The organism is Brachyspira pilosicoli P43/6/78, from assembly GCF_000325665.1.
Taxonomy (GTDB): domain Bacteria; phylum Spirochaetota; class Brachyspiria; order Brachyspirales; family Brachyspiraceae; genus Brachyspira; species Brachyspira pilosicoli.
Genome location: NC_019908.1, coordinates 1,681,463 through 1,694,051, shown reverse-complemented (window position 1 = coordinate 1,694,051; position 12,589 = coordinate 1,681,463). Strand labels below are relative to the sequence as shown.

Here is a 12,589-nt window from a genome sequence, read left to right as displayed (position 1 = left end):
AACCATTTATAATATACTAAAAATATAATATATGTGTTGGATTTTATTTGATGATAATTGATATACTTACACTTTTTGAAGACTTTTATCAAAGCCCTTTAAATAGCGGAGTAATATCCATGGCAAAAGAAATGAATGCTGTTGATATTAATATAGTTAATATGCGTGAGTTTGGAGAGGGTAATTATAAAAAATGTGATGATTATACCTATGGAGGTGGTCCTGGTATGATTATGACTTACACTATCTTTAAAAAATATTTTGAGAGCAATAGCAAAGGACACACTATAATATTTTCTCCGTCTGGAAAAACTTTAACGCAGCAAAAGATAAAAGAACTATCACAAAAAGAACATCTCACATTAATACTTGGGCACTATGAAGGCATAGATTATAGAGTTGAAAAAAAATATGCTGATGAAGCTATAAGCATAGGAGATTATGTTTTAAGCGGAGGGGAGATACCTGCACTTTTGCTTGTAGATGCAATATGTAGGTATAAAGGAGTGCTTAACAATAGCGAATCTGTGGTAAATGATACTTTTGAAGAGAATGCTAATGGTCTTTTAGAATATGAACAATATACTAGACCCTTTGAAATAGATAATATGAAAGTGCCTGATGTTTTAATTTCCGGCAATCATAAACTTATAGAAGAATATAGAAGAGAGAGAAGCATTATAAAAACTTTTATTAATCGTTCTGATATGTTTAAAAATATTGATTTAACAAAAAAAGACATAAAAACTATATTTAATTATTTAATAGATAAAACTAACAAAATATTATAATTTTTCTTTTTGACATTTATATTGTTTTTTATATATTATTATTAAGAAAATTTACTAAAAAAGAATTTAAACAAAATAAATAGAGAGAGAATATAATAAAAAATGGTAAGTGAAATATTTGCAAATAGATTATCAATAGGAATAATATCCTATGTTGTTTTTATAATATCAGCTAGTATGCATGAATATTCTCATGCTAGGGTTGCTTATTTTTTTGGGGATAATACTGCTAAAAGTTTAGGAAGATTAACATTAAACCCATTTGCTCATATAGATATACTTGGAAGTGTTATATTGCCTTTGCTTGCTGCTGTTACTGGCATACCTGTTATAGGCTGGATGAAGGCTGTTCCTGTAGATTCAAGGAATTTTTCTAATTTTGAGAGAGACCAAGCTTTAGTGTCTTTTGCGGGGCCTTTTGCTAATTTAATGCTTGCTAGTGTTTCTTTTATAATAATAAAGATTTTAGCTTTTCCTGTGGACGGCACTTTTGTAATATATAAGTTAATAATGGCATTACAAGAGAATTCAAATATGCTTACTAATATATTTTCAAATGCATTGCCAATAGTAATTACAATGCTTATAATGTTTTATATGATTAATATAATGCTAATGTTTTTTAATTTACTTCCTTTTCCACCATTAGACGGCGGTTGGATATTGAGGTTTTTCTTATCAAACAAAGGCAAAAATACTTATGACAGAATATACCCTTATGGTTTTTTAATATTGTATGCTTTGCTTTTCTTTGGAATATTAAGAACTATACTTTCATTCATACAAACTATAGCAACATATATATTGGGCAATTCTATTAATGCATTATTTTCTATATAATTACTATATATATTTAAGAATGTATTTATTTTTAATTGATGCATTATTAAAACGATTATTTTATATAATTTTTTTATCGTTCTTTTTCCCGCAGCTTGCTGTGCGGACTTCGTCAAAAGAACCAAAAAGTGCAAATGTTTTAGCTTTATATCTTTGGAATATGTGTTAATATAAAATAATATCTATATTTTTGATATGCTTAAAAGCTATTTTTTAATGCAGTTCTTTTGGTTCTTTTATACCAATACCGAGTAGGTGCCTATCGGCAAAAGAACTGGGGGTGCTACCCTACGGGCACGCTTCACAGGGTGGCTAGCCCACGAGAATAAAAAACATAAAAATATTTTCTGTCAACTTTTTACCGAAGCAAAAAGGGCACTCTATATGTTAGAATATATACTAATATAAAATAATATCTGTATTTTGGATTGCTTAAAATCTAATAAAAAACTTGAAAATTAGTAGTCGTATTGTCTTCTTTTTTCTTTTGGTCTTCCTAAATACCACCAATCCCCAGGTCCATAGAACATATACTCTATAGAAAAATCAACTGTTGATGTGTTTGGGGTATTTCCAGTACCAAGTACAACTTTTCTATATGTAATGGTCATATACAAAAAATCTGATATTGTAGCTTTAAACTTTACAAAAGGCTCTAAATAACTATAATTTCTCTTTTTAGGCTGATACGGAAAAACATAACTTACTCCTGTATATAATGTTATAAAAGGAGATGTTATTATCTCAATGCCTCCAATTATCTCTCCCAATTCCAATATATCCCTTTGTAAATTATCTCTAGTATCAAATACATAAGCAAATAATATATTAATAGGTATTACTTTAGGAACTATTCCAAGTAAAAAAGCACCATTAAAATTAAAAGCATCTCTATTTTCACCAAGAATACTTTTAGAAAAATTATAGCTCATTCCAACTTTAGCACCCAATGATAAATACCAATCTAAAAATGTTACTTTAGCTGTGGCATTAATGGCGTCAAAACTAAAAGAATCAGTCATATTTGTAAGCCCTGTTAAATCTTGTCTTGAATCTTGCCTTTGATATAAAAAGCTTGCAGATACTCCTAACTCTACAAAATTAATTGGTCTTACCATAAAATACGGCATAAATGTAAATGATAAATTTCTTTTACTGATATTTTGGTCTAGCGGGTCATTTATATATAATTTGTAATCCTGAAACCAAGAGTTATACTCATAATATATTCCTCCTATACCAACAGAAAACATTTTATTTTTTTCTATTAAAGGAGATATATCAAAATAAAAATCATTTCTTATAGCATAAGATAATTGGCTAACGGCAACTAATATTATTGATATAAAAAATATTCTTATTTTCATTCTTCAAGTATTATAAAGATAAGTCTTTTTCTATACTGTAACCATATCTTAACTGAGCAATTAATACTTGATATACTTGCTGAGTTTTAGCCTCTATTACCAAAGTTTCTAATGCCTTTTGAGCTTCCTGATATGGAAGAGAGTCTATTTTATATATTGCTCCATATTGTTTGTAAGCTTGATTAATTTCTTCTTCAGTAGGTTTTGGTATTTTTGCTCTTATTGTTTTATCTATATAGTTTGCAGTAACAGCATTTCTTGTTATTAGATTATCTAAAGATTTAGCCTCTGGTGTATCATAAAAACCTGTTTTTTTAGCATCATAAAGCATAACTTCCATAGCAGCAAAAGCATTAAACATACTGTCTCTTGCCTGTGCTTTTAATGCAGGAGGTATATTGTCGCCTGCCTGTTTTAAGTTTTCATTAAACATTTCATTAAATCTAGATAGTGGTATAGTAGTTTCTTCTATTATAATACAAGGGTCTTTAGCAGCAGAATATTCAAATTTTGTATAATTAGTTTTAGCATTCTGTAATATTTTATTATATTCATTACGCATACGCTCTTGAATAATAGCATATTCTATTTGAAGAGATAACTGGTCATAAGTAACATTTGGCGGTAAACGATTTTTATTAGTATTATAAAAACTTCTCTTTTCAGCTTCTGTTACAACACTAAAATCTTTAGGAACTTTTTTTTGCATATATAATTGAACAATTTGATTATCTCTTTCTTTTTCTATTCTAGCCATCAAATCATTATCTTTGTCATAACCTTCTTCTACAGCTTTAATATATAAAACTTCTTGCTCTATTATTTGATTAGCAATTTGCCATAATTGAAGTTCATTAGTAATAATTATATTAAGAGCTTCTTCATTTCCGCCTCTTAATGTTACTAAATTACTTACATCATTAAGAAACTCATCTTTAGTTATAAGTTTTTTTACATTTCCTTGAGAATCTTTTATTCTTATAGCAAAGTTATCATTAGAATATAAAGAGCATACAAAAATAAATAGTATAGAGGTTATTAACAAAATTTTTTTCATAATACAATCAATTTCCCGCAAATTAAAAATTTAATTCATCATCATCAGGCTTATTCTTACTTTTAAACAAACCAATAATAGAGTTTATTATATTCATAATGCTAAAATTAGCAGTTAAATCTCTTAAAGAGCTTGTAATACCATAAAAACTGCTAGTAACATTGTCTATAGCATCATGCACATCTGATAAACTTTTTTTTGTTCTATCAGCCTCAGATTCTACAAATAATGCTATATTATTAACTTTTTCACTAATAGATTCTATATTGTCTAATATCTTATCGAATCTGCTGTTAAATCTAAAATGCGTAGCAAGCAATATAAAAAATATAGCCAAAGATAATATCAATATTGCTATAGCTATAAAAGCTAATGATATAGCAATAACATTTAATTGAAAAGTAATATCATTCATATTGTTTTAAGTATAACTATTAAAAATTAAGCATTAGCTTCTTCAGATTTCTTTTTTCTTTTGTCTAAAAAATCTGTAGTTTTTTCTTTACCTTTTTCATATAGTTCAGAAGTTTTTTCTCTGCCTTTTTCATATAACTCAGAAGTTTTAATAACTCCTCTATGATATAAATCATCTACTTTATATTTGATATTATCCATAGTTTCTTTAATATCTTCTCTAGTCTCTTCACCAGCTTTTGGGGCAAATAATAAACCTAATGCAACACCTGCACTTACTCCAAGTATAAAAGAAAATATTCCTTTAGTCATAAAAATATCCTCCTGATTTTATGATATATAATACAAAATATTAAATGTAATTACTCTTTTTGTCAACATACTAATAAATTTAATTTATTATATTTTCAAGTTCTTCTACTATCTTATCTATCTCTTCGTTGTAGGATTTAAACCAGCCTGTTTTGGTTAATTTGCTTAAAGTACTAAACTCTAAATCTTTTATTTCATTTTTTTCTTTATCAAATATTTTAGGGTTGGAGAAATCTACTATAAACTTATCATATTGCAAATTAAAAGTGATATCGAAACATAAAAACTTATTTTCATCATCTATATTTGACACATAAAAAAAATATATAAAACCATTATCTAATATTTTATAATTTTCTTCATTTATTGAACTTTCTTTTACCCAATTAACAATTTTTTTTCTCAAATCATCGCCTATCAAATTTGACGATAAAAATATTTTTTGTTCTGAAAATAAATTATTTACAAATAAGAGTAATAATATAAATAAATACTTTAATTTATTTTTCATAGTAATAATTATATTTCTTTCAAAGTAGATAATATATTTTTTATTTTATTATAATAATTTTTACCGCTCATAGAAGCTATCATAAACTGATGATAATAATTATTTGTTTCTATTACATATATAGAATAATGCACATCAACATCTTTATAATTAGAATAAAACTCTGTAATATAAACATTTTTTTTAGATATTATGCTTTTTTTAGTTTCCTAGTATTATATTATTTTCTCTAATGCCATTAACAGTATTTTTATTATATTCTTCTAAAGTGATATTATTAACTTCGCTTTTCTTTTTTGAAAACATTATAAGACAAAGAGAGTCTTTATTGTTAATTAATTCAAGGTTTGAGTTTTCATTAAGTTCATTTTTTTCTTTTGAAACATGCCATTTATTAGAGAACTTCATCTCAAATTTTTTATCATAGCTTTTAATGTAAAAATATGATTTTTGTATTTGTTTAAAAATTAAATAAGAAGAAGCAGCACCTACAACTGCTGAACCTAAAACTATTATTGGAATATTTTTATTCATAATATATTCCTTTATAAAATTAATATATAATATTACGGTATAGCATTTTCATTAAAAAATCAAGAATATTTTTTATTGACAATAGTAATTAATTTTTATAAAATATATTCAAAAATTTAATTTTCGTTATGGAGTTATTGCAATGAAATATATGAATCTTTACAGAGGTTATGAGAAGAGAAAAGAGAGTATAGATAAAAAAATAGCTTCTATTATAGAGAGAAGTCAATTTGTATTTGGCGAAGAGCTAGAGAGTTTAGAGCATGAATTAGCAAATTATACAGGAGCTAAATATGCTGTTGGTGTTTCATCTGGACACGTTGGATTAGTGCTTTCACTTTTAGCATTAGGTTTTAATGCCGGAGAAGACCACTCTACAAAAGAAGTAATAGTTCCTGCTATGACATTTTTCTCTACTGCTGAGGCACCTGCTTTTTTAGGCATGAAGGTTGTTGTTTGCGATATTGATGAGTATTTTAATATGGACGTAAACAAATTAGAAAGCCTTATTAATAAAAATACTGTTGCTATTATACCTGTAAACTTATTTGGACAATGTGCTAATTATGATGTGATATTAAACATAGCTAAAAAGCATAATTTATTTGTAATAGAAGATGCTTGTCAGTCTTTTGGTGCTAGCTATAAGAATATAAAATCTTGTTCTGGAAAGTTGGGTGATATTGCTGTTACTTCATTTTTCCCTGCTAAGCCTTTAGGTTGTTTTGGTGATGGCGGAATGGTATTTACTAATGATGAAAATATATACAAAAACTTAAAACAGCTTCGTCATCATGGTGATGAGGGCGGAATGATACATGTTAAGCTTGGTACTACTGGAAGATTAGATAATTTACAAGCTGGCATTTTATTAGAGAAGTTTAAGGGCTTTGATGATGATATGAAGCACAGAAGAAATGCTGCTAAATATTATAATGATAATTTAAAAGATATAGTAAAAGTACCTCAAGTGGCAGAATATACTGAGAGTGTTCATGCTCAATATGTTATACAAGTTGAAGATAATAGAGATGAGGTAAGAACTAAATTAAATGAACTTGGAATACCTACAGCACTTTATTATCCTCACCCTATACATTTAGCACCTGTTCTTGTTAAAAAGTTAGGTTATAAAGAAGGAGATATGCCTGTGTCTGAATATGCTTCTAAGCACAATTTGGCTCTTCCTATAGATAACGATATTCTTAAAGAAGAACAAGATATGGTAATAGAAGCTTTAAAAAAAGTTATAAATAAATAATTTTTAAGGTTTTTATTTTGGATAGTAAAAAAATAGAAATTGATGAAGAGCTTGTTGGCATTATAACAGAGCTTAACAAGCTCGGATTCATTACCAATAAAAGCTGTGTTGGGCATAGTTATCAGAAAATAGGGTTCAATTATAATCCTTATATATCATTTTTTTATGGTATATTAGAGCGAAGAACAAAAGAAGATTGGGATAATTTGTATCATTGCTTAATATTAGATGAGATACTTAAAAATATTAATAATGATAATCTTATAATAACTATGCGTTTTAATACCATAGATAAAAAAGTTTCATATAGAGATGATAATTTTACTAATTTAGAATATGATTTATGTTTTATGAACTTTTATAAACTTAATATAGCTAATATTACAGATACAGTAAATGGAAGCAAATTATTTATTAATAGGTGGAAAGAGATTATAAAATATTATAAAGCTAATAGAAAAGAATTAGATGAAAAGTTTATAAAGAGTTAATAATGCTTTTTTATTTCATCATAAAAGTTTGAGCATATTATATTAGATTTTGAATTATTAATTTCTATATTTGCATTTAATGATGTTGTTTCATCTTTATCAGCATTTGCCAAAAAACTTCCGTCTTTATCAACTATAAAACTTTTACCAATAAAGTACGCATCAATATCTTTTGTCTTTTCTCTTCCAACTCTATTGCATAATATTATAGGAGTGATGTTTTCAATGGCTCTTACTCTTGCTATATCTAAAGTATTTTCTCCTCCAAAGTTTGCAAGAATGCATATTAAATTGCTTCCGTTTAATATTTGATTTCTAGATATTTCACTAAACCATACATCAAAGCAAATTTGTATAGATACTTTTTCTTTACAAACTTCAAATACATTGTAGGATTCCTTTATATCTCCAGCATCAAAAAACTTCTTTTCAAAATCTGATAAATGAACCTTTCTGTATACTCCTTTCAAATATCCGCTTTCTGCTATTAATGCTGAATTGTAAATTTTATCTTTTAAACTTTTCAGCAAATCCTGCTATTATGGCTTTGTTGTATTTTTTAGATATTTCTATTATAGAGTTTATGAATATTGATTTTTTATTTATTTCATCTTCATTATTTATACTTTCAGATACGCTTAATAATTCTTCTCTATTTTCAAATAAATAACCAGAAGAAGAAAGCTCTGGTAGTACTATTAAACTAGCATCATTTATTTTAATATATTCTTCTATTTTTTTTATATTTTCTTTTTTATCTTTTTTTACGTTAAATTGAATAAAAGAAACCTTCAATTTATTATCCTTTATAACTATATTAATGCTAATTTAAATACATCTAAATGAGGAAATTCTTCTTTTAATATGTTGTAATCATTTTCTATTTTTTTATCATCATTATCATACAAAGTAAATAAAGAAGAACCAGAACCGCTCATTACTATTTTTTTATTTATTTTGTTTTCTATTTGTTCTTTATATTCTTTTATTTTTGGCTCAAGACTAAATACATTGTTTTCAAAAACATTATATAAATTATTATAAATATTATTAAAATCTAATTCTTTATTATCAAATATAGATTTAAAAGATAAAAAGTTTGCTTTGTTAAAATCTTCTGTTTTAAAATTTGAATAAGCAACTTTTGTAGATACATGTATATTTGGGTATATTATTATTATTTTATATGGAAGTATGTAGTTATAATGTGAAATATTTTCACCTATGCCATTAACCCAACTCATACCTCTTTTAATAAAAAATGGAATATCTGCTCCAAACTTAGAAAAAGATTTTATTAGCTGTTCATTTTCTTTTATTTCAAGTTCTTTTAATATAAACTTAATAAATAGTCCGGCATTAGAAGAACCTCCTCCAAGACCAGCACCGTTTGGTATGTTTTTTTCTATATTTATTTTATAACTTTTTTTTAGATTCATATTATACTTTAAAAAAGAAAAATATTCTTGAAAGTATATTATCTTCATTATTATCATTTAGTTTATATTTTCCAGAGGTTGTAATTTTGAAAGAGTTTGATTCTTTTATTTCTATAATATCATAAAGGTCAACAGTGTGAAATAAAGATTCTATTAAATGATATCCGTCTTCTCTTTTTGATGTGATATCCAAAAATAAGTTTACTTTGCAAGGAGATTTTAATTCAGTCATAATTATCCTTAATCATAGAAAATATTTGCTGTATTATAAATTAATAATTAAAAAATTTAAATTATATTATTTTTATTATTTAATGATTGTATATAATTTTTTATTTATCCTTGACAATTTTTATATTTGTGATTATTATAAATAGAAATATAAAAAATAGTGTATAGGTGATTATTTATGAATGAGAAGAGAGAAAAGCTTTCAAGCAGACTAGGATTCTTATTAGTATCAGCAGGCTGTGCTATAGGTTTAGGTAATGTGTGGAGATTTCCATATATTACAGGTCAATACGGCGGAGCTGCTTTTGTTGTTTTGTATTTAATATCATTAGTTATATTAGGGCTTCCAATACTTATAATGGAGTTTACTGTTGGACGTGCCGGCGGAAGGGATTTAGCTGGTTCTTACAGAAACTTGGAGAAAAAAGGTCATAAGTGGCACATAATTGGTTATGTGCAGATTTTTGGCTGTGTTTTACTTTTAATGTTTTATACTACTATAGCTGGTTGGTGTTTATATTTCTGTTATTCTATGGCTATGGGTTATATGGACGGATTAAGCCCTGAGCAAGTTCAGGCATTTTTTGGCAATATGCTTGCTTCACCTAAAACATTAATATTTTGGATGTTTGTTGCTGTTGTTGTTGCTACAGTTGTTTGTTTTAAGGGGCTTGAAAATGGAGTTGAGAGAGTAAGTAAAATTATGATGACTTTACTTTTCTTTGTACTTCTTATTCTTATAGTGAGAGCTGTTACTTTGCCTAATGCTAAAGAGGGTCTTAAATTCTACTTGCTTCCAAATTTCAAAAATATGTTTGGCGATGGAATTGCTGGTTTTTCTAAGGTAGCTTATGCTGCTATAGGTCAGGCTTTCTTTACTTTGAGTTTGGGTATTGGTGCTATGACTATATTTGGAAGCTATATAGATAAAAATTATTCATTAACTGGCGAATCTATAATGGTTGTTATACTAGATACTTTAATAGCATTATTATCTGGTCTTGTAATATTCCCTACTACTTTCTCTTTTGGAGTAAATCCTGGTCAGGGTGCTGGTTTAGTTTTTCTTACTTTGCCTAATATATTTAATTCTATGGTTTTGGGCAGATTATGGGGAGCATTATTCTTCTTATTCTTATCTATTGCGGCATTAACTACTATTATTGCTGTATTTGAAAATATTATAGCTTTCACTATGTCTGAAACTAAATGGAACCGTAAAAAAACTACAATAGTTGTTTCTATATCTATATTTATATTAAGCTTGCCTGCTGCTTTAGGTTCTAATGTATTATCATTTATTAAACCTTTGGGTGAAGGAACTAGCATAATAGACGGTTTAGACTTCTTAGTTTCTAACAACTTCCTTCCTTTGGGCGGTATAATAATATTAATATTCTGTACTAGAGAGCTTGGCTGGGGTTGGAATAACTTCCTTAAAGAAGCTGATACTGGTAAGGGTTTGAAATTCCCTAAATGGTCTAGATTCTATGTTAGTTATATACTTCCTCTTATAGTGCTTACAATTTTTGTTGTAGACTATATTAATAAGTTTTTTCTAAAATAATAGGCTATTAAATGAAAGAAGAAGAGTTAAAGAAGCATATAGACATTATATACGACCATTGGTATGAAACTAATAGGTTTTATCATATATGGGCAAAACAGTATGGTATAACAGATTTAACTTTGTTTACACTAGGGTTAATTTATTATAATAAAGAATGTCCGCAGAATATGGTTACAGAGAAATTATGCATACCAAAACAAACTAGCTGTTCTCTTCTTAATGGTCTTGAGAAAAAGGGCTACATTACAAGGAAAATTAATGCCAAAGACAAAAGAAACAAAATTATTACTCTCACCAAAAAGGGTATTAAGTTTGCCGAGCCTATATTAGAAAAACTTGAAAAGCTTGATACAGATATGCTTGCTTCATTAAAAGATGAGGATATAGTGAAGTATACGAATTGTTTAAAAGAGCTGATTAAGTTTATGGAGAATTATTCTAAAGATTGAGTTTTAGTATTTCATAGCTAAACAACTAAGTTTTTGTTTTTATTCAACTTTTTCCCGCGTACGAGCTGTACCACCTTGCCGCACGGTAATGCTATGCTTTTATTATAACTTCTTAGTCGTGCGGGGGAGTGCATTTTAATGTACAATTAAATTATAAAATTTATAATAAAAATGCAGTTATTCGCGAAGCGTATACGAAAGGATAAAGTTATTTTAATACAATAATCATTATAAATATATAAGGCTTATGATAAATATATTCATTCATCATAAGCCCAATATTTCATGTTAATAATTATAAGCTTTAACGCTTTCCAAAATGAATACCTAGAGAAAGCATAGCTCCTATTGAATGATGCTGATTTATATTATAGCCTCCAAATAAGTTGTTTATATCACTCTTATCAAATATCATATATTCGTAAAAAATATTAATACCGTATACAAAAGCCAACGTTTCATTAATATTATATATTCTATCTTCTAAAAATAAATTAACGTATGGAGATATTGGAACTTTATTTGGTTTTATATTTAAATCATCTATTATAGCTATAAATTTAACACCTGAAGATAAACCGAAAACTAAATCTATTTTTGAATTTAAAACTGGAGTAAATATAAATTTTAATGCCAAACCAGTTGTTATTCCGCCTGCCTCTAATTGATTTATTTTATAATTATCATTTTTTAAAGATATAGTTCTTGCATCTATTCCTGTATCAAATAATAAACTCATACTTCTGAAAGAAGATTTATTTATAGGAAAGTTATAGCCTAATTGTAAATTTAAATCTAATCTTGGCTCAAAAACTCCACCTGTTAAATCAGTAAAACTGTTGGCAAATCCAAATTTTCCAGCAAAACCTAATTCAAAAGCAGGAAATAGCATACTTGAAAAAATAAATATAAAAGAAATTATAAATATTTTTAATTTCATTTTTGTTCTCCTAATCTATTTTGTATAGAATGTATTATATATTTTCATATAAAAATATCAACAAAAAGTTGCAAAAAGTACAAATACTATAGCTAATATTTTAGGAATATATATTAAGATAATACCAACATTTTAAGCTAAACAATGCAGCCTTTTTGGTTCTTTGTGGCACGCCGCAAGGGCACTTCCTACGGTCGCACCGAGTAGGTGCCTTGCCGCAGGCACGCAGAGCGTCGGCAAAAGAACTGGTGGTATGTACCCTAAGGGCACGCTTCGCAAGGGGGCTAGCTCCCAAAACAACAAAAACATAAAAATATTTTTAGTAAACTTAAAAGTTTTTAAATATATAATAAGTTTTTTTATTCAACTTTTTCCAATAGCA

The 12,589-nt window shown here is 27.0% G+C and carries 16 protein-coding genes and 1 pseudogene; 6 read left to right on the top strand and 11 right to left on the bottom strand.

Annotated features, from left to right (window positions below; translation table 11 throughout):
- The first annotated feature begins 50 nt into the window (after positions 1-50).
- Entirely contained in the window at positions 51-791 is a 741-nt protein-coding gene (gene trmD, locus BPP43_RS07520; protein WP_015274612.1) for a tRNA (guanosine(37)-N1)-methyltransferase TrmD, read from the top strand.
- Positions 792-893: 102 nt separating this feature from the next.
- On the top strand, positions 894-1,631 hold the full coding sequence (locus BPP43_RS07515) for a site-2 protease family protein (protein WP_013244336.1): 738 nt from the start codon (positions 894-896) through the stop codon (positions 1,629-1,631).
- A 458-nt stretch (positions 1,632-2,089) separates the two neighbouring features.
- Here BPP43_RS07515 and BPP43_RS07510 read toward each other — a convergent pair whose 3' ends face one another.
- The 6 genes and pseudogenes from BPP43_RS07510 to BPP43_RS12570 form a co-directional block, all read right to left on the bottom strand.
- Positions 2,090-2,998 (bottom strand): hypothetical protein, encoded by a 909-nt coding sequence (locus BPP43_RS07510; RefSeq protein ID WP_013244339.1) that lies wholly within the window; start codon positions 2,996-2,998, stop codon positions 2,090-2,092.
- A 10-nt stretch (positions 2,999-3,008) separates the two neighbouring features.
- Entirely contained in the window at positions 3,009-4,055 is a 1,047-nt protein-coding gene (locus tag BPP43_RS07505) for a hypothetical protein (protein WP_013244340.1), read from the bottom strand.
- A gap of 22 nt (positions 4,056-4,077) precedes the next feature.
- On the bottom strand, positions 4,078-4,470 hold the full coding sequence (locus tag BPP43_RS07500; protein ID WP_013244341.1) for a hypothetical protein: 393 nt from the start codon (positions 4,468-4,470) through the stop codon (positions 4,078-4,080).
- A gap of 26 nt (positions 4,471-4,496) precedes the next feature.
- Positions 4,497-4,781, bottom strand: coding sequence for a YtxH domain-containing protein (locus tag BPP43_RS07495; RefSeq protein ID WP_013244342.1), 285 nt, complete (start codon positions 4,779-4,781; stop codon positions 4,497-4,499).
- 79 nt (positions 4,782-4,860) lie between these two features.
- Positions 4,861-5,187: a hypothetical protein gene (locus BPP43_RS07490; RefSeq protein ID WP_228369483.1), complete on the bottom strand. Its 327-nt coding sequence runs from the start codon at positions 5,185-5,187 to the stop codon at positions 4,861-4,863.
- A gap of 113 nt (positions 5,188-5,300) precedes the next feature.
- Positions 5,301-5,826: pseudogene (locus tag BPP43_RS12570) on the bottom strand (hypothetical protein).
- 142 nt (positions 5,827-5,968) lie between these two features.
- Between BPP43_RS12570 and BPP43_RS07480 the strand changes: the two are divergent.
- Positions 5,969-7,087 (top strand): DegT/DnrJ/EryC1/StrS family aminotransferase, encoded by a 1,119-nt coding sequence (locus tag BPP43_RS07480; protein WP_013244345.1) that lies wholly within the window; start codon positions 5,969-5,971, stop codon positions 7,085-7,087.
- A gap of 17 nt (positions 7,088-7,104) precedes the next feature.
- Positions 7,105-7,578 carry a hypothetical protein gene (locus BPP43_RS07475; RefSeq protein WP_013244346.1) on the top strand — a complete coding sequence of 158 codons (474 nt, stop codon included), beginning with the start codon at positions 7,105-7,107 and terminating at the stop codon, positions 7,576-7,578.
- On the opposite strand, the gene BPP43_RS07470 is transcribed toward BPP43_RS07475, so the two are convergent.
- From BPP43_RS07470 to BPP43_RS12275, 4 genes are read right to left on the bottom strand one after another with little or no spacing between them, the layout of a single operon-like run.
- Positions 7,575-8,108: a carbon-nitrogen hydrolase family protein gene (locus tag BPP43_RS07470; protein WP_015274609.1), complete on the bottom strand. Its 534-nt coding sequence runs from the start codon at positions 8,106-8,108 to the stop codon at positions 7,575-7,577. The two genes, BPP43_RS07475 and BPP43_RS07470, sit on opposite strands and share 4 nt — an antisense overlap.
- Complete coding sequence (locus BPP43_RS12280) at positions 8,086-8,373, bottom strand: nitrilase-related carbon-nitrogen hydrolase (protein WP_015274608.1); 288 nt, start codon at positions 8,371-8,373, stop codon at positions 8,086-8,088. Before BPP43_RS12280 ends, BPP43_RS07470 begins: the two co-directional genes overlap by 23 nt.
- A 17-nt stretch (positions 8,374-8,390) precedes the next feature.
- Positions 8,391-9,017, bottom strand: a complete 627-nt coding sequence (locus tag BPP43_RS07465) for a 4-(cytidine 5'-diphospho)-2-C-methyl-D-erythritol kinase (protein ID WP_252832294.1) — start codon at positions 9,015-9,017, stop codon at positions 8,391-8,393.
- Position 9,018: 1 nt separating this feature from the next.
- Positions 9,019-9,249 carry a 4-(cytidine 5'-diphospho)-2-C-methyl-D-erythritol kinase gene (locus tag BPP43_RS12275; RefSeq protein ID WP_252832293.1) on the bottom strand — a complete coding sequence of 77 codons (231 nt, stop codon included), beginning with the start codon at positions 9,247-9,249 and terminating at the stop codon, positions 9,019-9,021.
- Positions 9,250-9,426: 177 nt separating this feature from the next.
- On the opposite strand from BPP43_RS12275, the gene BPP43_RS07460 reads away from it, so the two are divergent.
- Entirely contained in the window at positions 9,427-10,815 is a 1,389-nt protein-coding gene (locus BPP43_RS07460; protein WP_013244349.1) for a sodium-dependent transporter, read from the top strand.
- Between the two features lie 11 nt (positions 10,816-10,826).
- On the top strand, positions 10,827-11,267 hold the full coding sequence (locus BPP43_RS07455) for a MarR family winged helix-turn-helix transcriptional regulator (protein ID WP_013244350.1): 441 nt from the start codon (positions 10,827-10,829) through the stop codon (positions 11,265-11,267).
- Between the two features lie 304 nt (positions 11,268-11,571).
- Here the strand turns inward: BPP43_RS07455 and BPP43_RS07450 are convergent, their stop codons facing one another.
- On the bottom strand, positions 11,572-12,207 hold the full coding sequence (locus BPP43_RS07450; protein ID WP_015274607.1) for a hypothetical protein: 636 nt from the start codon (positions 12,205-12,207) through the stop codon (positions 11,572-11,574).
- Between the last annotated feature and the right edge of the window lie 382 nt (positions 12,208-12,589).